The sequence below is a fragment of the Mesorhizobium sp. M2A.F.Ca.ET.042.01.1.1 genome (assembly GCF_003997405.1).
Taxonomy (GTDB): domain Bacteria; phylum Pseudomonadota; class Alphaproteobacteria; order Rhizobiales; family Rhizobiaceae; genus Mesorhizobium.
In genome coordinates this window covers 40,174-60,929 of sequence record NZ_RZRX01000002.1, presented here as the reverse complement: position 1 = coordinate 60,929, position 20,756 = coordinate 40,174, and the positions used below count along the sequence as shown (strand labels likewise).

The window sequence follows — 20,756 nt, the reverse complement described above, 5'->3', positions numbered from 1 at the left end:
CCGCAACGCATGTCGGCAAGCATCCAGCACAGCGTCGAGCAGGCATTGGCCGGCCTCGCGCCGCCCGGCCTGAGCGCCGGTTGCCGTCATATCCTCGCCGGCGACGAACAATATATCCTGCCCGCGGAAAGCGCTTCCATGGCGACGCGCGAACCCGGCGCGCGCGCCGCTACCGGGGCAGGCCGCCACATCGCGCATGAATTGCTGCGGCGTCTGGGATGCGTGGACCCCACGATATTACGCGGCCGATCGGGAAGCCCGATCTGGCCGACCGGCATTGTCGGCTCGATCGCGCATGACGACACGATGGCCGTGGCAGTCGTCGCGCGATCCGACGCGCTGAAAAGCGTCGGCGTCGACATTGAGCCCGCCTTGCCATTGCCCGACGACCTTCGTGCCGTCGTCGCCGCGCCGCAAGACCGCCTGGGCGATCTCGACCCGAAGCTGGGCGGCCGCATCCTGTTCGCGGTCAAGGAGGCGGCCTACAAGGCGTCGTTTCCGCTCGACGGCCGCGTGCTGGGTTTTGAGGACATCGCGGTCGATTTCGAAAAGGGCGAAGCGGTCACTTCATTCGGCCGGCGTCTGAGCGTGCGCTTTGTCGCCTCTCCACGCATCCTGGCCCTGGCTTACACAGCCGTGGAGCGCTGAGAAGCCCTTCCGCATCGCGGCACTCTGACACCGGCTGGATTGGCTGGGCGATATCTGGCCAGGGGCTGCTGCGCCTTCGGCCCACGCTGTCGCGCCATCAACATAGATGTTCTAAACATCAATCCTTGACGATAAGACATTTTAATGTAGGGTGTAGCACCGAGACCTGATATCTCAAACCTGAACGAATGAGCCCTCGGTGATAACCGCACCGCAATTGCGCGCCGCAAGATCGCTGCTCGGCATCGATCAACGGCGGCTTGCCGAATTGTCCGGCCTGTCGGTGCCGACGATCCAGCGCATGGAAGCCAGCGGCTCGATCATCCGGGGCAATGTCGATTCGCTGATGAAGCTGATCGCGGCGCTCGAGATCTCCGGCATCGAACTGATCGGGGAAGGCGCGGCGAGCCCAGGCGGCGGGCGCGGGGTGCGGCTGAAGAGCGGTTTCGATCCCGCCAAGGCGCCCGAACCCGATGGCGGCCAGGTCGAATCAGGCGGGAGCCAGCCGTGAATTCGACCGTCGCCCTTCTGCTGTGCGGTCCTGCCGCGTTTTTGGCAACGGCCATAATGGCCGCGGCCGCCAGCCGGCTCGCCGCCGCGACTCGACTGGTCTATGGGGCGACGCTTGTCATTTCAGCCGTGCTGCTCGCGACTGCTGCCGGCCATCTCGCCGGCAATTCCGGCGAGGCCTCCGCCACCTTGCCGCTCGGCCTGCCCTGGACCGGCGCCCGGTTCCGCCTCGACGGCCTGTCGGCGTTCTTTCTTGTCGTTGTCAATTTGGGCGGCACGATCACCAGCCTCTACGGCCTCGGCTACGGCCGGCATGAATCCCAGCCGCATCGGGTGCTGCCATTCTATCCCGCCTTCCTCGCCGGCATGAACCTCGTGGTGCTGGCGAACGACGCCTTCAGCTTCCTGTTGTCCTGGGAATTCATGTCGCTCGCCTCCTGGGCGCTGGTCATGGCGCATCACCGCGACGAGGCCAACCGGCGGGCCGGCTACATCTACCTGGTGATGGCAAGCTTCGGCACGATGGCGCTGCTGCTTGCCTTCGGCCTGTTGGCCGGGCCGGCGGGAACCTATGCGTTCGACGCGATGCGGACGGCGCATCCCGGCTCGTTCGTCGCCAGCGCGGTGCTGGTTCTCATGCTGCTCGGCGCCGGCTCCAAGGCCGGCCTCGTGCCGCTGCATGCCTGGCTGCCGCTTGCTCATCCGGCGGCACCCAGCCACGTCTCGGCGCTGATGAGCGGCATCATGACGAAGGTCGCCATCTATGGCTTCGTCCGCGTGGTGTTCGACCTGCTTGGCGAGCCGGCATGGTGGTCAGGCGTCGCGGTGCTTCTCATCGGCGGCGTGACGGCGGTGCTGGGCATCCTGCACGCGCTGATGGAAAAGGACCTGAAGCGGCTGCTCGCCTACTCCACCATCGAGAATATCGGCGTCATCTTCGCCAGCCTCGGCCTTGCGCTGGCCTTCAAGGCAAACGGCATGCCGTCGGCGGCCGCGCTGGCCTTCACCGCGGCGCTCTTCCACGTGCTGAACCATTCCTTCTTCAAGAACCTGCTGTTCTTCGGCGCCGGCGCGGTGCTGACAGCAACCGGCGAACGCGACATGGAGAAGCTGGGCGGCCTCATCCATCGCCTGCCGGTGACCAGCTTTGTCTTCCTCATCGGCTGCGTCTCGATCTCGGCGCTGCCGCCCTTCAACGGCTTTGCCTCCGAATGGCTGGCCTTCCAGGCCATATTGCGCAGCCCCGAGCTGCCGCAATGGGGGCTGAAGGTCATCGTGCCCGCGGCCGGCGGCATGCTGGCGCTGTCGGCCGCACTTGCCGCGGCCTGCTTCGTCAAGGCATTCGGCATCACCTTCCTTGGCCGGGCGCGTTCGGCGGCGGTGGAACGCGCGCACGAAGTCGATCGCTGGTCGCTGGCGGCGATGGCCGTGCTTGCCGCCTTCTGCCTGCTCGCCGGCATCCTGCCAGGCTTGGTCATCGACAGCCTGTCGACGGTGACGCTTCCGCTCGTCGGCGAGCGCATGCCGGTTCAGATGGCGCAGCCCTGGCTGTCGATCGTGCCGATCGCCGAGAGCCGCAGCTCCTATAACGGCCTGCTGGTCTTTGTCTTCATCACCATCTCGGCGTCGCTCGCGGCCTTCTTCATCCACCGCTTCGCCTCGCATGCGCTGCGCCGGGGCATTGCGTGGGGATGCGGCTTCCCGGATGCGGTGCCGGCCGCGCAATACACGGCCGTCAGCTTCGCGCAGCCCATTCGCCGCGTCTTCGGAGGCTTCGCGTTCCGCTCCCGCGAGACGGTGGACATGCCGGCGCCGGGCGCGCTGGAGCCGGCGCGACTCAAGGTGGAGATGCACGATGTGGCCTGGGAGATCTTCTACCAGCCGATCACCGGCGCGATCGATTTCGCCACCGAGCGGCTGAACCACCTGCAGTTCCTGACCATCCGCCGCTACCTGACGCTGGTCTTTCTCTACCTCGTCATCCTGCTTCTGGTGCTCGCGCTATGGCCATGATCTCGCAGCTGGCCGTGCAGGGCGCGCAGATGCTCGCGGTGCTTTTGCTGGCGCCGCTGCTGATCGGCTTCGTTCGCAAGGTGAAGGCAAGGCTGGTCAGGCGGCAGGGGCCTTCGCTGATCCAGCCCTATCGCGACCTCGTCAGGCTGATGCGCAAGGAAGTCGTGCTGGCGGACAATGCGTCCTGGCTGTTCCGGGTGACGCCCTATCTGATCTTCGCCGCCACCTGGGTGGCGGCGGCGCTCGTTCCGACCTTCGCCACCGGCCTCGAATTCAGCTGGACCGCCGACCTCATCGTCATCGTGGCGCTGCTCGGCAGCGCGCGCTTCTTCCAGGCGCTGGCGGGAATGGATGTCGGCACCAGCTTCGGCGGCCTCGGCGCCAGCCGCGAGGTGATGATCGCGTCGCTGGCCGAACCGGCGATGCTGCTCACCGTGTTCAGCCTGGCGCTGCTGGCCGGCGCCACGCAGCTCTCGACGGTCGCCGCCTTCATGGGCTCTCCGCAAGTCGGGTTGCGGGTGTCGCTCGGCATGTCGCTGATCGCGCTCGTGATGGTGGCGATCGCCGAGAATGCCCGCATACCGGTCGACAATCCGGCCACGCATCTGGAGCTCACCATGGTGCATGAGGCGATGATCCTGGAATATTCCGGCCGCCATCTGGCGATGATCGAGCTCGCCACCTTCCTCAAGCTGCTGCTCTACATGTCGCTGATCGCCTGCGTCTTCCTGCCTTGGGGGCTGGACAGCGGGGGGACCGGGCCGAAATCGCTGGCCATCGGCGCCGTCACCTATCTCTGCAAGCTCACGGTGCTTGCCATCCTGCTTGCCGTGTTCGAGACGGCGGTCGCCAAGATGCGTGTCTTCCGCGTCCCGGACTTCCTGGGCGCCGCGCTGATGCTGGCGCTGCTCGGCACGCTGTTGCTGTTCGTCTCGCGGAGCCTGTGATGAACGGTCTCACCTTCGACATCGCCCATCTGCTCGCCGGCAGCCTAGTGCTGATCTCCTTCATGATGCTCTACCAGGACCGGCTGTTCGCGCTGATCAACGTCTTTGCGCTGCATGCCGTCGTGCTGGCGCTTTCGGTGGCCTGGCAGGCCTATATTCAGGACGCGCATCATCTCTACATCACGGCGGCAATCGCGTTGGTCTTCAAGGCGATCGTCATTCCGGTCGGGCTGCATCGCATCATCCAGCGGCTCGGCATCCACCGCGACATCGAGACCGCGGTCGGCATCGGCCCGACCATGCTTGCCGGCATCGGGCTGGTGACGCTCTCCATGGTGCTGATGCTCAGGGTGACGCCCGAGGCCGACCCGCTCGCCCGCGAGGATCTCGCCTTCGCGCTGTCGATCATCCTGCTGGGGCTGCTGGTGATGGTGACTAGGCGCAACGCCGTCAGCCAGGTCGTCGGCTTCATGTCACTGGAGAACGGCTTGGTGCTGGCCGCCACCGGCGCCAAGGGCATGCCGCTGGTCGTCGAGATCAGCGTCGCCTTCTCGATCCTGATCGCCTTCATCGTCATCGGCGTCTTCCTGTTCCGCATCCGCGAACGGTTCGATTCGGTCGATATCGGCGCGCTCGACGACTACCGGGGAGAACGCCGGTGAGCGGGATTTCCTTCGACGCCGTGGCCGCGATCCTTTTCATCCCGGCGGGCGCCGCGGCCATCCTGGCGGCGATGCCGAACTACCGCATGACGGCGACCGTCAATGTCATCGCCAGCCTGCTCACCTTGCTCGCGGCGCTGTCGCTGTTCGTCACGGACCGGCCGGCGCCGGGACAATATCTGCTGGTCGACGACCTCAACATCGTCTTCATCGTGCTCAACACATTCGTCGGCTTCACCACCAGCGTGTTCAGCGCGTCCTACATCGCGCATGAGCTGGAAACCGGCCGGCTGACCGCGCCGAACCTGCGCTTCTACCACGCGATGTACCAGATCATGATGTTCGGCATGAACCTGGCCTTCGTGTCGAACAATATCGGCCTGATGTGGGTCGCGGTGGAGCTCGCCACGCTGACCACCGTGCTGATGGTCGGCATCTACCGCACGCATGAGGCGCTGGAAGCGGCGTGGAAATATTTCATCCTCGGCAGCGTCGGCATCGCGCTCGCGCTGTTCGGAACGATCCTCGTCTACATGGCCGCGCAGCCGGTCGTCGGCGAAGGCACCAACGCCATGGTCTGGTCGGTGCTGATCGAAAAGGCGGCGCGTTTCGATCCCGCGCTGCTCAGCGTCGCCTTCATCTTCCTGCTGCTCGGCTACGGCACCAAGGTCGGCCTTGCCCCCTTGCATGCCTGGCTGCCCGACGCCCATGCGGAGGGCCCGACGCCGATCTCGGCGGTGCTGTCGGGCCTGCTGCTCAATGTCGCGCTTTATGCCGTGCTGCGCTTCAAGCTGTTGCTCGCGGCGAGCCCACAGGCGATCGGCCCCGGACCGCTGATGGTCACGATGGGACTGACCTCGCTGATCTTCGCGGGCTTCATGCTCTACCGCCGCCGCGACATCAAACGCCTGTTCGCCTATTCCTCGATCGAGCATATGGGCATCATCGTCTTTGCCTTCGGCATGGGCGGCCCGCTCGCCAATTTCGCCGGCCTGCTGCACATGGTCATGCACAGCCTGACCAAATCGGCGATTTTCTTCGCCGTCGGCCATATCGCGCAGGTCAAGGGCACGCAGAAGATCTCCGAGATCAGGGGGCTGACCGAAAGCCATCCCGGACTTGGCTGGGCGCTGGTCATCGGCGTCGTGGCCATCGCCGGCCTGCCGCCGCTCGGCATCTTCATGAGCGAGTTCCTGGTCGTCAGCTCGACCTTCGCCAGGCATCCGTGGCTGGCGATCCCGCTGGTGTTCGGGCTGCTCATCGCTTTCGGCGCGCTGCTTTTACGGCTGACCGGCGTCGCCTTCGGCGAGCCGCGCGGCGGCATGGCGCCAGTCGAGGCGTCCTACGTGCCGATGTATTCGCACCTCGCTTTGGTGTTTGCCGCCGGCATCTATCTGCCGGCGCCGCTGGTGGCGTGGTTCCAGCATGTCGCCGGTATCCTGGGGTAGGCGCATGGTGAGGAAAAACATACCCGCGCTTGCCGATCTCATCGAGGCCGACCGCCAGGTCGAACATCACGCGCCCTGGCGGCGCGCCGTGGTCGCCCCGAAGGCCTGGAACCTCGCCATCGAGCAGCTCGCCGCCGGACGCTGGAGCCTGCTCGGCCTCTGGGGGGAGCCGGACAAGGTGCACATGGCGCTTCTCGACGAGGCGCAGACCATCGGCGTGATCAGCCTGGATTGCCGTGGCGGCCGTTACCCGTCGGTCGGCCAGCTCCATCCACCGGCGCTCCGGCTGGAACGCGCCGCGGCGGATCTGTTCGGGCTGGCGCCGCAAGGCCTGCCCGACACCCGCCGCTGGCTCGACCATGGCCAGTGGGGCATCAGCCACCCGCTGGCGGCGCGGCCCGGCGGGCCCGCGGCCGCGTCATCCTACCGGTTCCTGGCGGCCGAGGGCGAGAGCCTTCATCAGATTCCTGTCGGACCGGTGCATGCCGGCATCATCGAGCCGGGACATTTCCGCTTCACCGCCGGCGGCGAAACGGTGGTGCGGCTGGAGGAGCGGCTGGGCTATGTGCACAAGGGCATCGAAGGGTTGATGCAGGGCGCATCGATCGATCGTGCCGCGAAACTCGCGGGGCGAGCGTCAGGCGACAGCACCGTCGCCTATTCGCTGGCCTTCGCTCGCGCGGTAGAGGCGGCGCTCGGCATCACGCCGCCGGCGCGCGCGATCTGGCTGCGGGCGCTGATGGCCGAATTGGAGCGCCTTGCCAACCATCTCGGCGACATCGGCGCCATCTGCAACGACGCCGCCTTCGCGATCATGCATGCGCATTGCGGCGTGTTGCGCGAACGCGTGCTGCGCGCCGCCGATGCGGCCTTCGGCCATCGCCTGATGCGCGACCGCATCCTGCCCGGCGGCACGGCAAGCGATCTGAACGAGGCGGGGACGGATGCCATCCGGTCGCTGGTCGCGGAAATCAGGCGGCGCTTCCCGCATCTGGTGGAGCTCTACGACAACACCGCCTCGCTGCAGGACCGCACGGTGGCGACCGGCCGGCTCAAGGGCGAGCTTGCTCGGCAATATGCCGCGGGCGGCTATGTCGGGCGCGCCTCGGGCCGCGATTTCGACGCGCGCCGCATGCCGGGTTACGCGCCCTATGACGAGCTCGCCTTCGATGTGCCGGTGCTGCAGGAGGGCGACGTCAACGCGCGCGTCTGGATCCGCGTGCGGGAGGTCGAGCAGAGCCTGTCGCTGATCGAGCAGATTCTCGGGCGGCTGCCCACCGGCCCGACCCTCGTCGACCTCGCTGCGCCAGAAGGGCCGCGCGAAGGCATGGCGCTGGTCGAGGGTTTTCGCGGCGACATTCTTGCCTGGCTCCGCATCGGCGAGGACGGCCTGATCGAGCGCTGCCACCTGCGCGACCCGTCATGGTTCCAGTGGCCGCTCTTGGAGGCGGCGATCGAGGGGAACATCGTCGCCGATTTCCCGCTCTGCAACAAATCGTTCAACTGCTCCTATTCCGGCCACGACCTGTAGAACCATGCGAAAACTGCTCTTCGAAAGCCTGATCCGCCCGCCCCTGACGGAACGCGCGCCGCAAGTCAGCAATGCTGCCGTCGACGAGCTGGCGCGCGCGCTTGACGGCATGGCGCGCCGGAAACTCGGTCGGAGCCTTTCGATCCGCGCGGTCGACGCCGGCTCCTGCAATGGCTGCGAGCTCGAAATGCACGCGCTCAACAACGCCTTCTACGACATCGAGCGCTTCGGCTTCCGCTTCGTCGCCTCGCCGCGACATGCCGACGTGCTGATGGTCACCGGTCCGGTCACCAAGAACATGCGCGAGGCGCTGAAGCGGACCTTTGAGGCGACGCCCAACCCGAAATGGGTGGTTGCATTAGGCGACTGCGCGAAGGACGGCGGCTGCTTCGCCGGCAGCTACGCCGTCGTCGGCGGCGTGTCGGACGTGGTGCCGGTCGACCTGCATATTCCAGGCTGCCCGCCGCCGCCGATCGAGATCCTCAAGGGATTGATCGCCCTGCTCGACGGCGCGAACGGGAAGGCTGGGAAGACCGGCGCCGTCAAGGGCTGACTGCCGCAGTTTGCGGCCAACTCGGTCCTACCGGTCGACCACCAGCCGCAGCACCCTTGACGCCGGCGACAGCCGCACCTGCCGGCCCCAGTCGAAGGCGATGAAATCCTGCTCTATGCCGTCGGCGAAAATCACGCCGCCCTCGTTCATGCGCGAGGTGATGAAGAGCGGTTTCTCGGTGATCTTTCCCGCCTGCAATTTCGTGGCGGTGGCGATGCTTGGAAAGGGCTCGCGCACCCAGAAGCCGACCGCATGTTCCTCGCGGCCGAGCGACAGCTCCAGATGCGTCGCTTCCATGATCGAGCGCGCCCAGCCGGTCGCACCGGTGCCGGAGGCGACGATGAGGCCGCTGGAGGAATGATCCTCCGCCTCGCCTTCCGCCTCGATCCGGTAACGGGCCGACTGGTGGCTGCGATGGCCGACGAAAATCTCGTTGAGCGCAAGCAGCATCTCGCCCTCGCCGAGCTCGGCCTGGACCATGGTACGCGACTCCATGTCGACGTCGCCGGCGACGCTGGCGACAAGCAGCCTGGCCAGCCTGCCGGCGCCGATGCGCACCAGCACCCCGTCATAGAGATCCGGCGCCGGATTGACGCCGAGCACCGGCTGGCCGTTGAGATATTTGGCGACGTTGGCGACCAGGCCGTCCTGCCCGACGGCGACAATGACGTCGTCGGGCGCGAACAGGAAGCGGTTAAGGTCGGCGCGCATCACCAGGGTCTGGCGCCAGTCGGCCGGCACCGAGGCGCGCGCCGTGCCGAGCACCGCGTGGAAGCGATCGTGCCGGGCCTCGACGTCTTCCAGCCGCTGGCCGCGCGTCTCGAGGAAGAAGCGCGCCTGGCCGCGCGTCGCGTGATGCGCGATCAGCAGCTCGTAGTCGGTCTCGCGCGTCACGAAGACCGCGCGGGGACGGTTCGCGGCCATTGATGCCCCCTCCTCAGCGCGCCTCGATGACCGCCCGGCCCTTGCGGAACTCGCCAAGCACCGTGGCGAGCAGGTCGGGCGTGACGTTGACATGCTCGATCTTGTCCAGCTTGCCGGCGAGCTGCTGGGCGGCAAGGCCGAGCAGGATCGCGGGCGGCAGGTCGCGGTAGATGGCGATATGCTGCTGTTCGGCTTCCGCCTTGGCGCCCTCGATGGCGCGGATCCGCTCGGCCTCGGCGCCGGCTTCGATCTGCTGCGCTTCGGCCGCGCCGGTGGCGCGGTTGCGGACGTTCTCAGCCTCTTCGGCGATGAGCAGCTTCTCGCGTCGGGCCAGCTCGGTCTTATTCGCCAGCTCGTTCTCGGCGATGGCACGCTCCTTCTCCACGGCAAGCGCCCGGCGCTGGAAGGTCGCCTCGTCGGCCTTCTGCTGCAGCGCCTCGAAGGTCGGCGTCTGCAGCGCCCGCTCGAGTTCGCTGGTCGGCGTCAGGTTGGTGAGACGCACGGCGACGGCGGCGACGCCGATGTCGGTCAGCGCCGGATCGGCGGCGACCAGCGCCTGCAGCCGTTCGCGCAACGGCGCCGGGCCGGCGTCGAGCAGCGCGCGCACCGGCGCCTGGCCGAGATATTGCTGCACCGCCTGGTTAGCGATGCCGGCAATGCGGGCCTGGATCTTCTCGATCGGTTCGCCGCGCAGCTTGCCGGTCTTGAGATCGATGCTGAAATCGACACGTTCGGCAAGCCGCGCCGGATCGACCACATGCCAGCCGATCGTGCCCTGCACGGCGACGGTCTGGAAATCCTGGCTGCGGCCCTTGACGAAGAGCGTCATCTCGCGGTCGTCCATCGGCAGCTCGGCGATGCTGGCGGTCTCGGGCACGAACCATAAGACCAGGCCGCGGCCGCTCTGCATTTCGCGGCCGTCGCGGTAGCGGATGACGTGGCTGCTTGCCTCGCTGCGAAGCTGGGCGACAAAGCCTAAACTGCGGATGGTGGCCATGATGGTCTCTCCCTCAATCAGCCATGAGACGTTGGAAACGATAGAGTTCGGCCGGGCGGAAAGCAGCGCCCGATTCATAGGCGCCGGTCGCCGCCAGCCAGCCCTTGTCGAGTTGGCGGCGGCGGAAGGCCGGCTTGTTGAGCGACGTGCCCAGGATCGCCTCGTGCACGTCCTGCAGCTGCCGCAACGTGAAGAATTCGGGCAGCAGCGCGAAGGCGACATCGGAATAGTCGAGCTTGCCGCGCAGCCTGAGCATGGCCGTCGCCAGGATATCGGCATGGTCGAAAGCGAGCGTCAGTTTTTCGCCTTCCGGCGCGAGCACATCGACCGGTCCGCCGGTCTCTCCGGCCCAGGCCACATGGATCGCGGCCGGCAGCAGCGCCGGCTTCGCGCCGAGCGCCGCATCGAATGCCTGCTCGGTGAGCAGCGCCAGATAGGCGATGCTGATAATGCGCATGCGCGGATCGCGTTCCACCGCGCCGAACGTGTAGAGCTGCTCGAGATGCGCCTCGCCCATGCCGGCCTTTTCGCGCAGCACGCGCGCGGCGGCCGCGTCGAGGGATTCGTCGATGCCGACAAAGCCGCCCGGCAGCGCCCAGCGCCCCGCATGCGGAAGCTGGTCGCGCTTGACCAGCAGCACGGCCGGCCGCCCGGCGCGGATACCGAGCAGCACAAGGTCGACCGCCACCGACGGCCGCTGGAAGGCGCTCGGGTCGTAGTCCTTGAGGAAATCGGTCTCGTTCATCATATGCCCTGATCCATAATATGCAAATTACATATATCTAATTTGCATATATGTCAAGGGACATTTCCGCCTGTCACCGGACAGACTCGAGCGGCTGGAATGCAGTCTGGGCGGGAGAGGTATCCGCAGGCCGTGCGTCGCGGCAAGTGTCCCTATGCCGCTGCGGCTTCATACAATCGCCATCGCCTAACGAACGTTCGGCCAGCCCCGAAGGGCGATATCCGCGACCGCTTCCAATTCCTTTTTGTTCGCTCCATCAGCCGACAATATCGCCATTCCGTATATCAGCGCGGAAAGGTACCGGGCGAGATCCGCGGGTTGCGCGCTGGCCTGCAACTCGCCCTCAGCCTGTGCGCGCTGCAGTCGTTTTAATATGCCTGCCTCCCCGCGGCGGCGGCGGGCGGACAGGTCGCCTCTGACCGCCTGCGATATCGGGCTGACTGACAGCGCTCCTTGGACACCCAGACAACCTTGCGGATTGCGGCTGTCTCCGTGCAGCTCGACAGGCCCGGTCATCAGGAGCCTAATTGCGTCCTCAAGCGCCGCGGCCTGCTGCGCGGCGCGTCTGTAGGAACCGGCCCGGCTCTCATAGCGATCCATGACGCGCTGGAACAAGGCCTCCTTGCTGCCGAAGGCGGCGTAGAGGCTGGCGCGGGTAATGCCCAGCGCTTCGGTGAGGTCTGCAATTGAAGTCCCCTCGTAGCCATGGCGCCAGAAGAGCTGCACCGCACGGTCGAGCGCCTGGTCGATGTCGAACTCGCGTGGTCTTCCTGCTCCCATGTCAACTCTCCGACTCAGCGTCTTCATAATAGTGCTTGCTAAATGTAGAATGATCGTTCTACATTTCGGCACCTACGGATTGAGATGGTGAGGGGAAAAATGCTCGGCAAGGTGATGATAGCGCTATCGTTGTTGCTGGCGATATCAGCGCCGATGACTGCTCACGCGGAAGGCGGCACCTTTCCGGGTTTCCACACTGAAATGGTCGCCGCCAACGGCGCCAAAATCTATGCGCGCATCGGCGGATCGGGGCCGGCGGTGGTGCTGATACACGGATTTGGCGACACCGGCGACATGTGGAAGCCGCTGGCTCTCGATCTCTCCAAAGATCATACCGTCATCGTTCCCGATCTGCGCGGCATGGGGCTTTCCTCGATCCCGGAGAGCGGCTACGAAAAATGGAACCAGGCCGCGGACATCAGGGCCGTGCTCGATCATCTGGGCATCGGCAACGCCGACATCATCGGGCACGATATCGGCACGATGGTCGCTTACGCATACGCGGCCCGCTATCCTGAAAAGACGGACAAGCTTGTCGTCATGGATGCGCCGGTGCCGGGCATTCCGCCGTGGAACGATATCGTGCTGGATCCGAGGCTGTGGCATTTCGACTTCGGAGGCCCCGACATGGAGCGCCTCGTGCGCGGCCGCGAACGCATCTATCTCGACAGGTTCTGGAACGAGTTCGCAGGCACGCCGGCGAAATTCGACGAGGCGACCCGCCGGCACTACGCGAAGCTCTATGCAAGGCCCGGCGCCATGCGCGCCGCCTTCGCCCAGTTCCGATCGATCCGTAAAGACGCCGTCGACAACCGGGCTGCCTTGGCCAGGAAATTGCCGATGCCCGTGCTTGCCATCGGCGGCGCGAAATCAATTGGCGAGACGGAGGCGGTCTTGATGCGCAACGCCGCCACCAACGTGACCGAAGTCGTCATCCCCGAGTCCGGGCACTGGCTGATGGAAGAGGCTCCCGGACCGACAATCAGCGCCGTGCAGGAATTTTTGAAGCGCAACTGATCCGGCGGCCTGTCGGAGAACCCGATGGCTTAGCCGGCGCGTGGCAGTTCTTGCCCCTGGCATGAAGCAATGGCGCCGCGGATGCGCACCGAGAGCTATGTCAACCCTGGTTTACGCCAATCTGTTGGCCGTCGTCGCCAGCGTGGTTCTATCCTCTTGAGTCTGGCACGCTGATCTTCCTCGGCGCGCTGCGTTGTGATCGGCTCGCGGCGCCATGCGTCTTTGACGGACCGATCAACCGTCAATGCTTCCGCGCTTATGTCGAGAACACCCGGCGCCACATCGGCCACCTCGCCGAAACCATCGAGGCAGCCGAATGCAACAACTACTTCGCAAACGCCGGGTGCGCTTCCGTCAAAACGTAAAAGAGTCTGGTGCGTTTCACCGTTTCAGGGAAACGGTGAAACGCACTACCTCTTTGACGCAATTCCGGACGGAAAACCGCTCACACTTTTCCTAGAATTGCTCTAGCCTGCCCGGTCCTTTTGTGGGGGTTCGAACGCCGCCTGCCCGTGCAGGCCCGAACGGCCCCGCAGGCGGGCTGAGGCCCTTGCGAACTTTCCGCTGTCGAGACGAGGGATGGGCGCCGCCCGAAAACGCAAGCCTCGATCCTGATCAAGGCGCAGGGGTCATTGGGGCGGAACTGGGCGGCGACGCCACGGGTTGCGCCACGACCGGCGCGCAGCTGTCGCCGACCACCAGTGAAGGCTGGAAGACGACGTTGCGCGGTTCGGCAGGACCGCCACGCCTGATCTGATCGACGAGAAGCCGGACCGCCTCGTTGGTCATGTCGACAAGCGGATGCTCGGTGCGCGTCAAGCGCGGACGCAAGCCTCCGATGCCAGGGATGGTATCGGTGGAAGCGATGGAGATGTCGCCCGGACAGCGCAGGCCGAGATCCGCGACTGCCCGCATCACGCCGAGCGCCATCAGGCCGCTCGCGACATAGAGCGCCGTTGGCCGCGCCGGCTGTTCCAACAGGCTGCGCGCCACAGAATAGGCGGCATCCTCACGGAACTCACCCGAGCGTATATAGCGCGATTCAAGCGTCAGGCCCCGCGACCGCATGGCCGCCAGCATCCCGTCGAGTCGGCCACGCCCGGTGGTGACATGCAGCGGGCCGGTGACCGTGCCTAGGCGGGTATGGCCGAGATCGAGCAGATATTCCGTCGCCTGCCTGCCGGCCGATATGTTGTCGATCGTCACCGTGTCCGACCTGTCATCGGCGACGGTACGGCCGAACAGCACGGTCGGGATCGGTTTGCCGTCGGGATCGTTCTGCAGATGCTCCGTCGAGTCGCCGACCGGGACCAGGATCACCCCGTCGCAGGAGAGTGTTCGCACGCGGGCGAGGATGCGACGCTCGACCTCCGGCTTCTCGTCGCTGTTGAAGATCAGCAGCGAATAGCCCCAGGCGGCGACCGCCGCTTCCGCCGCCCACACGACGCGCGAGAAGAAGGGGTTGGCGAGATCGGCCACGACCAGGGCGATCAACTGGCTGCGCCCGCGCTTCAGGTTCCGCGCGGCGAGCGAGGGCGCATAGCTGAGGTCACGGATGGCGGCCAGGACGCGGGCCCGCAATTCCGGACTCACATAGGCGGAATCGTTGATCACCGCCGACACCGTTGCCGTCGATACCTCTGCCTTGCGAGCGACGTCCTTGATGGTGGCCATAGCGAACTCAGCTAATCGATTAGTTGAGTTTTGGTCGCCAGAACGGCCTTTGTCTAGGCTAAATCACCGAGAATTTGCTTGATTGCCGTTGTTATCCGCATAATCTAGCGAAACGGTTCGGCGAGGTAGGCGCCGCAACGTCAAAGGGAGGAGATCATGAAGTGGATAGTCATTGGGGCTGCGTTGGCGGCCGCGGCCGCAGCGTTTCCCGCTCGGGCGGACACGCCGCTGGTCGGCATCGTCTCGATCTCGGCGACGGAGGCGAACAACGCCCGCTATATCGTCGGCGCCAAGGCCGCTGCCAAGGAGATCGGCTGGGATGTTTCGGTCATCGATGCGGCGGGCAGCGCCGACCAGGCGAATGCCGCGATCCAGAATTTTGCGCAGCGCGGCTCGGCGGCAATCGTCGATATGGTGTTTCCCTATTCCTCGATCGGGGCAGGGCTCCAGGCCGCCAAGTCGGCCAATATCCCGGTCGTCACCTGGGGTGGCGGGCTCGGAAGCTCGGTCGCCGCCACCAATGGCTCGGGCGGGCCGATGGTGGTGCCGGTCAATGAGCTGATGCTGAAGACGATGGGCGGCAAGGGCTCCATCCTGGCGCTGACCTATCACACCGGCGAGGTCTGCCGGAACCGCGAGGTCGAGCTCGACAAGGCGCTCGCGGCCAATCCCGACATCAAGGTCACGAAGAACGAGGTGCGCATCCCCGGCTATTTCGAGGATGGCGCGCAATATGCCAATGCCTGGCTGGCCTCGCACCCGGCGGGCCAGGAGAATCTCGCCATCTGGGGCTGCTGGGACGATCCGGCGATCGGCGCCATCGGCTCGCTCAGGGCGCAGGGCCGCGACGACGTCAAGGTCTATGGCGTCAACGGCAACGCGCAGGCGCTGGAGAACATCAACAACGGCTTCATGACCGCGACCGCCTGGCAAGACAGCTATACTGAAGGCTACAATATGATCAAACTGCTGCCGGAGATCCGCAAGGCCGGCGCGGACTGGACGCCGAAGGCGGTGGAGGTGCCCGCGGTGCTCGTCACCAAGGACACTATCGACGACTTCATCGCCAAGCATCCGGACGCCATGAAATAGGAACCTCAACGCTTCACCCATGAACCCAGTCCCGACAGCGATGGCGGCGCCGCCGGCGGTGCCGTTCGTGGCGGCGAATGCGATCAGCAAATCCTACGGAGGAGCGCAGGCGCTGCGCGGCGCTTCGCTCTCCGTGCTGCCCGGCGAAGTGCATGGGCTGGTCGGCGCCAACGGCGCCGGCAAGTCGACATTGATCCGTATCCTGGCCGGCGTGACTCAGCCGGACACGGGCGAAATCGCCATCGAGGGCAGGCCGGTGGCGATCGTGTCGCCGCACGCGGCGAGCGGGCTCGGCATGAGCTTCATCCATCAGGAGCTCGCCTTCGTGCCGGATATGACGGTGCTCGAGAACATAATGCTTGGCCTGCCCAAGAAGAAGACGAGGCTCGGCCTGGTCGACTGGTCCGCGATCCAGAGCGACGTCGCGCCGATCATCGAACGCGTCGGTATAACCGCGCCGCTCGACGCCGCGGCCAAGAGCCTGTCGACGGCCGAGAACTGGCTGATCAGCATTGCCCGGGCGCTGGTTTGGAAGGCGCGCCTCATCGTCATGGACGAGCCGACCGCTTCGCTCTCGGCAGGCGAATGCCGCAAGCTCTTCTCCATCATTCGGGGGCTTTCGGCGGCGGGCGTGGCAGTGCTCTACGTCTCGCACCGGCTGGACGAAATCCTCGATCTGTGCAGTCGGGTCACCGTTTTCCGCGATGGCCGGTCTGTTGCGGTCCTCGACGGCTCCGGACTGACCCGGCGCCGGCTGGTCCAGGAGATCGTCGGCGGGGCGGTCGAACAGCTGCCCAAGTCGCGCGAGGCGACGGGCGGTGAGATCGTGCTGTCAGTGCGGGGCCTGCGCCGCCTGCCGCGCGTGGAGGAAGCAAGCTTCGACCTCCGCCGCGGCGAGGTACTTGGGCTCGGCGGCCTTGTCGGCGCCGGGCGCAGCGAGCTTGCGCGTCTGCTCTACGGCGCCGACCGGCCCGACGCCGGCAGCATGACGATAGAGGGAAGGCCTTTTGCGCCGCGCACCCCGGCCGGCGCGGTGCGCGCCGGGCTCGGCCTTGTGCCGGAGGAGCGCCGTACGGAGGGGCTGCTCCTCGGCAAATCCGTCGCCTTCAATCTCAGCCTCGGCAATCTCACGCCTCTCCTCGCCAGCCCGGTCCTGCCCTTCATCAGCCTGCGCAAGCGGGCGCGGCTGGCGCAGGCGACGATCCGCGACCTGTCGATCAAGGCCGGCTCGCCGGAACAGCCGGTCGGGCGGCTTTCCGGCGGCAACCAGCAGAAGGTCGTCATCGGCCGCTGGCTGCGCTCGAAGCCGAAGGTGCTCATCCTCGACGAGCCGACGCGCGGCGTCGATATCGGCGCTCGCGGGGAAATCCATCGGCTCATCCGCGAGCTCGCCGGACACGGCATGGCCGTGCTCGTCATCTCGTCCGAACCGGACGAACTCCCCGATCTGTGCGACCGGGTCCTGGTGATGGCGGAAGGACGGATCGTGCGCGAGCTCGCCGGCACCGACCTCACCCGCAGCGCCATCATCGAGGCAAGCTATGCCTTAACCGAGGAAAGGGTTTCCGCATGAGTGACGCCGGTTACACGCGACGCCTCTCGCCCGGCACCAGGGCCGCGCTCGGTGTTTTCGCGCGCTATGGCACGATCATCGGCCTGCTCGTGATGATCCTGGTCTTCTCGTTCCTGTCGCCGCACGCCTTTCCGACCTACAATAATTTCATCAACGTGCTGAGCCAGGCATCCCTCGCCATGATCATCGCCGGCGGGCTGACCATGGCCGTGATCGTCGGCGAGCTCGACCTCTCGGTCGGCTATGCCGCCAGCCTGCACGGCGTGCTCGTCACGGGGCTGATCGTGGCAAACCATCTGCCGATCCCGGTGGCGGTTCTGATCGAGCTCGCGCTGGGGGCCCTCATCGGCGTCGTCAACGGCGTGATCGTCACCAAGCTCAAGGTCAATTCGGTGATCGCCACGCTTGGCGTCGGCACCGTGCTGGTCGGCCTCTCCTTTGCCTATTCGGCCGGCGTGCCGATCGTCTCCGGCGTACCGGAATCCTTCCTGCAGCTGGCGCTGGGACGCTGGCTGTTCGGCATCCCCAACCCGATCATCTTCATGGCGCTGGTGTTCGGCAGCCTGTGGTTGCTGGTCGAGCGCACGGCGATCGGCCAGGAGATCCAGGCGGTCGGCGGCAATCCCGCCGCTGCGAGGCTCGCCGGCATCAATGTCGACCGCATCAAGATCCTCGGCTTCGTGCTTTCCGGCATGTGCGCGGCCCTCACCGGCACCTTGCTTGCCGCCAGGCTCGGCAGCGGCACGACCAATGCCGCCGATTCCTATCTGCTGACCGCCTTCGCCGCCGTCTTCCTCGGATCGGCCACGCTGCGCGACGGCGAATTCCACATATTGGGCACGCTCATCGGCACGCTCATCATCGTGCTCGGCTTCAACGGGCTCAACATCTTCGGCGCGCCGACCTTCTCGCAATTCGTGTTTCAGGGCGCCATCCTGATCGTCGCGGTCGGACTCGCCAGCCTTGGCCGCTCGCTTGCCGAAAGCTGAATTGGAGGAGGATACCGATGACCGTTCCGCAATCCGCGAAATGGCAAGTCTTCGTGCTGGAATATGCGCGCTCCAAGGAGCAACCCTGGGTCGATCTCATCAGCGGCATGTACAATGACGGCGTGGTCGACCTGCCCTTCTCCTTCGTGCTCGCGCGCAACGGCGAACGCAACGTGCTGATCGATACCGGCTTCATGCAGGACGACCACAGCTTCTCGCAGAAGTTCGGCATCCCGACATGGATCTCGCCGGTGCGGATGCTGGCGGCGCTCGACATCGCAGCCGATCAGATCAGCGACATCGTGGTCACCCATGCGCATTTCGACCATATGGGCTCGATCGCAGAATTCCCGCGCGCGCATATCCACATCCAGAAGAGCGAACTGCTTTCGTGGTACGAGGCGATCGCGCTGCCGAAACGCTTCGCGCATCTGACCGCCATCATCGATCCCGACAATTTGCGCACCGCCCTCGAAGCCTCGATCGAGCATCGCGTGACGCTCATCGACGGCGACAAGGACAACATCCTGCCCGGCATCCATGCGCGGCTCGGCAGCGGCCACACGATCGGCCAGCAATTCGTGCTCGTCGACACCGATGCCGGTCGCCGGGTGATCTCCGGCGATTGCGTCTATTCGCGCCGCCAGTTCACCGGGCACAATCACGACGGCGTCTATGTCCCGCTCAACAATGCGGTGGGCAGCGTCTGGGAGCAGCTGAAGACCATCGACAAGATGAATGACGAGCTCGGCGGCGACCTGTCGAAGCTTGTCGTGCTGCATGACGTCGAGCGCTGGAAGGACCATCCGGTCGTCAAGGAGGTCGAGGGCTTCAAGATCGTCCGGCTCACCTGATCACGGGAGACCGTCGCGAGATCATGCCGGAGCGTAGCTCAACCTGATCACATCATCGCCGATCCGGTCATGCGCCATCAGGCGAAGCGGCGGCCGGGGTCCGGCGAAATAAGGCTTGCCGCGGCCAAGCACGACCGGGTGCAGGTAGATCCGATACTCGTCGATCAAGCCCAGTTCGGTGAGGCTTCGCGCCAAGTCCGGGCCGGCGACTTCGATCTCGCCGTCGTACTCGGCCTTCAGCTTGCGCATCTCGCCCTCAAGGTCATCCCCGACGAGGCTGGCGTTGGGGCCGACCGACTGCAACGAGCGCGAGACGACCCATTTCGGCTGGCGCCGCCACGCCGCCGGGTAGGCAAGCCGATCGGTATCCCATTCAGGATGCTCGTCGTCCCAGTAGCGCACGATCTCATACATGCGGCGACCGTAGACGCTGCCCGACTGCCGCTCGGTCTCCTCGATGAAGTGGCGGAAGAGCGTGGGGCTTGGCCCGAACGCCGTGTGATCGACATAGCCGTCCAGCGACTGGTTCATTCCGAAGACGAGCTTGGCCATTGCCTGTTCCTCACATGGCATTCGCGCGATCCGATTGCGTTGTGCAATCGGTTCAGGTTAAGCTGACCGGTTTATTTTGCAATTGGGTTTTGATGGTGCGCGAGTCTACCGGATCAATCCGAGCGCGCATCGTCGTTCCGCCAAGCGGTCCTATCCGGTTGCGAACAACATTCGACGTTTCGCACTCAAGGCCAATCCGCCGGCAGGCACGTTCTCGCCGAACCCTCACGAGCGGATGCGAATGACCGTCTTTCCCGAGCGCCGCTCGGTGGAGTTAAAGGTTGCGAGGGCATCATCCAGGCTTGAGACCTTGCCGATGTTCGTCCGCAATCTTCCGTCCCGCACCCGTTGGACTATCTCGGAAAGCTGGGCGCGGTCAGCCTCGACGACGAAGTCGATCGTCAGACCGTCGGCGGGTCGGACATCCGTCGGCGCGACGACGGTTACCAGCGTGCCGCCAGGACGGATCAGCGCTGCCGAGCGCTTCTGGATATCGCCGCCGATGACGTCGAACACCAGGTCGACACCGCCGATGTCCTCCAGCGTATCGTTCCCGAGGTCGACGAACTCGTTTGCACCGAAATCGAGAGCCTTCCGCCGGTCGGCGGCGCGTCCGGTGCCTATGACATAGGCTCCGGCTTCCCGTGCGAGTTGCGTCACGACCGAACCGACGGCACCGGCCGCGCCATGCGCAAGCACGCTCTGTCCCGCCTCAAGGCGGCCGTGCTGGAACAGGCCCTGCCATGCCGTCAGGCCCGAGATCGGCAAGCTCGCGCCCACCGTAAAGTCGACATCGCCGGGCAGCGGCGCGAGGTTGCGCGCCTCCATGGCGACGTACTCGGCGAGTGTGCCGTCGCGATGCCAGTCCGACAGGCCGAACACCCGCTGACCGATTGAGAGCCCAGTCGTCCCATAGCCGAGGGCAGTGACCACGCCGGCCAACTCGTGACCGAGGATCGACAGCGTCCGGTCACCGAAGGCCCGATCGGCCCAGGTCGAGGGCCACTCCAGTTCGGTGTTGACGAACCCCGCCGCGTGGACCTGAACGACGACGTCGTTTATCGCCGCCCGCGGCTCGGGCCGCTCCACCAGCTTCATTCCGGCTGCTCCCGCCGACTGGTCCGTAACAACGATTGCTTTCATAGGAATTGTCTCCTCGGATATTTGCTGGTTTGCAGGCGGAAGGTCTTTTCGGTTCCTCACGCGACTGCTCGTCGGCTCGAAGACGCCCGTTACAACCTCGATGT

At 65.6% G+C, this 20,756-nt stretch carries 20 protein-coding genes and 1 pseudogene; 14 read left to right on the top strand and 7 right to left on the bottom strand.

Annotation, left to right across the window (positions count from 1 at the left end; all coding sequences use genetic code 11):
• Positions 1 to 45 precede the first annotated feature (45 nt).
• The 8 genes from EOA23_RS00715 to EOA23_RS00680 all read left to right on the top strand — a co-directional run bounded on the left by EOA23_RS00715 (position 46) and on the right by EOA23_RS00680 (position 8,312).
• A complete protein-coding gene (locus EOA23_RS00715; RefSeq protein WP_245473928.1) occupies positions 46 to 648 on the top strand; it encodes a 4'-phosphopantetheinyl transferase superfamily protein in 603 nt (200 codons plus the stop codon).
• A gap of 199 nt (positions 649 to 847) precedes the next feature.
• Entirely contained in the window at positions 848 to 1,159 is a 312-nt protein-coding gene (locus EOA23_RS00710) for a helix-turn-helix transcriptional regulator (protein WP_126080207.1), read from the top strand.
• A complete protein-coding gene (gene hyfB, locus EOA23_RS00705; protein ID WP_127302547.1) occupies positions 1,156 to 3,171 on the top strand; it encodes a hydrogenase 4 subunit B in 2,016 nt (671 codons plus the stop codon). Before EOA23_RS00710 ends, hyfB begins: the two co-directional genes overlap by 4 nt.
• A complete protein-coding gene (locus EOA23_RS00700; RefSeq protein WP_127302546.1) occupies positions 3,162 to 4,118 on the top strand; it encodes an NADH-quinone oxidoreductase subunit H in 957 nt (318 codons plus the stop codon). The genes hyfB and EOA23_RS00700 overlap by 10 nt, the downstream gene beginning before the upstream one ends.
• The gene (locus EOA23_RS00695; protein ID WP_095819077.1) at positions 4,118 to 4,780 is read left to right on the top strand and encodes a hydrogenase-4 component E; all 663 of its coding nucleotides are present in this window, start codon (positions 4,118 to 4,120) and stop codon (positions 4,778 to 4,780) included. The genes EOA23_RS00700 and EOA23_RS00695 overlap by 1 nt, the downstream gene beginning before the upstream one ends.
• Positions 4,777 to 6,228, top strand: coding sequence for a hydrogenase 4 subunit F (locus EOA23_RS00690; RefSeq protein WP_127302545.1), 1,452 nt, complete (start codon positions 4,777 to 4,779; stop codon positions 6,226 to 6,228). Before EOA23_RS00695 ends, EOA23_RS00690 begins: the two co-directional genes overlap by 4 nt.
• A 19-nt stretch (positions 6,229 to 6,247) precedes the next feature.
• Positions 6,248 to 7,759: an NADH-quinone oxidoreductase subunit C gene (locus EOA23_RS00685; protein WP_127302571.1), complete on the top strand. Its 1,512-nt coding sequence runs from the start codon at positions 6,248 to 6,250 to the stop codon at positions 7,757 to 7,759.
• 4 nt (positions 7,760 to 7,763) lie between these two features.
• Positions 7,764 to 8,312 (top strand): NADH-quinone oxidoreductase subunit B family protein, encoded by a 549-nt coding sequence (locus EOA23_RS00680; protein ID WP_126063370.1) that lies wholly within the window; start codon positions 7,764 to 7,766, stop codon positions 8,310 to 8,312.
• 27 nt (positions 8,313 to 8,339) lie between these two features.
• Here the strand turns inward: EOA23_RS00680 and EOA23_RS00675 are convergent, their stop codons facing one another.
• The 4 genes from EOA23_RS00675 to EOA23_RS00660 all read right to left on the bottom strand — a co-directional run bounded on the left by EOA23_RS00675 (position 8,340) and on the right by EOA23_RS00660 (position 11,758).
• The gene (locus EOA23_RS00675) at positions 8,340 to 9,236 is read right to left on the bottom strand and encodes an NAD(+)/NADH kinase (RefSeq protein WP_127302544.1); all 897 of its coding nucleotides are present in this window, start codon (positions 9,234 to 9,236) and stop codon (positions 8,340 to 8,342) included.
• 13 nt (positions 9,237 to 9,249) lie between these two features.
• Positions 9,250 to 10,233: an SPFH domain-containing protein gene (locus tag EOA23_RS00670; RefSeq protein ID WP_127302543.1), complete on the bottom strand. Its 984-nt coding sequence runs from the start codon at positions 10,231 to 10,233 to the stop codon at positions 9,250 to 9,252.
• Between the two features lie 13 nt (positions 10,234 to 10,246).
• Positions 10,247 to 10,978 (bottom strand): NUDIX domain-containing protein, encoded by a 732-nt coding sequence (locus EOA23_RS00665; protein WP_127302570.1) that lies wholly within the window; start codon positions 10,976 to 10,978, stop codon positions 10,247 to 10,249.
• A 186-nt stretch (positions 10,979 to 11,164) separates the two neighbouring features.
• Entirely contained in the window at positions 11,165 to 11,758 is a 594-nt protein-coding gene (locus EOA23_RS00660; protein WP_126063373.1) for a TetR/AcrR family transcriptional regulator, read from the bottom strand.
• Positions 11,759 to 11,911: 153 nt separating this feature from the next.
• On the opposite strand from EOA23_RS00660, the gene EOA23_RS00655 reads away from it, so the two are divergent.
• Both EOA23_RS00655 and EOA23_RS00650 read left to right on the top strand, forming a co-directional pair.
• The gene (locus tag EOA23_RS00655) at positions 11,912 to 12,775 is read left to right on the top strand and encodes an alpha/beta hydrolase (RefSeq protein ID WP_245473926.1); all 864 of its coding nucleotides are present in this window, start codon (positions 11,912 to 11,914) and stop codon (positions 12,773 to 12,775) included.
• Between the two features lie 167 nt (positions 12,776 to 12,942).
• Positions 12,943 to 13,140 (top strand): annotated as a pseudogene (locus tag EOA23_RS00650) (hypothetical protein); the annotation flags it as partial.
• 250 nt (positions 13,141 to 13,390) lie between these two features.
• Here EOA23_RS00650 and EOA23_RS00645 read toward each other — a convergent pair.
• Positions 13,391 to 14,449 (bottom strand): LacI family DNA-binding transcriptional regulator, encoded by a 1,059-nt coding sequence (locus EOA23_RS00645; protein ID WP_127302542.1) that lies wholly within the window; start codon positions 14,447 to 14,449, stop codon positions 13,391 to 13,393.
• A gap of 156 nt (positions 14,450 to 14,605) precedes the next feature.
• Here EOA23_RS00645 and EOA23_RS00640 point away from each other — a divergent pair, with 156 nt between their 5' ends.
• Genes EOA23_RS00640 through EOA23_RS00625 form a run of 4 tightly spaced genes read left to right on the top strand, consistent with a single transcriptional unit; the run spans position 14,606 to position 18,957 of the window.
• On the top strand, positions 14,606 to 15,541 hold the full coding sequence (locus tag EOA23_RS00640) for a sugar ABC transporter substrate-binding protein (RefSeq protein WP_127302541.1): 936 nt from the start codon (positions 14,606 to 14,608) through the stop codon (positions 15,539 to 15,541).
• A gap of 19 nt (positions 15,542 to 15,560) precedes the next feature.
• Positions 15,561 to 17,114 (top strand): sugar ABC transporter ATP-binding protein, encoded by a 1,554-nt coding sequence (locus tag EOA23_RS00635; RefSeq protein ID WP_127302540.1) that lies wholly within the window; start codon positions 15,561 to 15,563, stop codon positions 17,112 to 17,114.
• Positions 17,111 to 18,103 carry an ABC transporter permease gene (locus EOA23_RS00630; RefSeq protein WP_126063377.1) on the top strand — a complete coding sequence of 331 codons (993 nt, stop codon included), beginning with the start codon at positions 17,111 to 17,113 and terminating at the stop codon, positions 18,101 to 18,103. The genes EOA23_RS00635 and EOA23_RS00630 overlap by 4 nt, the downstream gene beginning before the upstream one ends.
• A gap of 17 nt (positions 18,104 to 18,120) precedes the next feature.
• Positions 18,121 to 18,957, top strand: coding sequence for an N-acyl homoserine lactonase family protein (locus tag EOA23_RS00625; protein ID WP_127302539.1), 837 nt, complete (start codon positions 18,121 to 18,123; stop codon positions 18,955 to 18,957).
• Between the two features lie 21 nt (positions 18,958 to 18,978).
• On the opposite strand, the gene EOA23_RS00620 is transcribed toward EOA23_RS00625, so the two are convergent.
• Positions 18,979 to 19,509: a dihydrofolate reductase family protein gene (locus EOA23_RS00620; RefSeq protein WP_127302538.1), complete on the bottom strand. Its 531-nt coding sequence runs from the start codon at positions 19,507 to 19,509 to the stop codon at positions 18,979 to 18,981.
• Between the two features lie 225 nt (positions 19,510 to 19,734).
• Positions 19,735 to 20,652 (bottom strand): NADP-dependent oxidoreductase, encoded by a 918-nt coding sequence (locus EOA23_RS00615; protein WP_127302537.1) that lies wholly within the window; start codon positions 20,650 to 20,652, stop codon positions 19,735 to 19,737.
• Between the last annotated feature and the right edge of the window lie 104 nt (positions 20,653 to 20,756).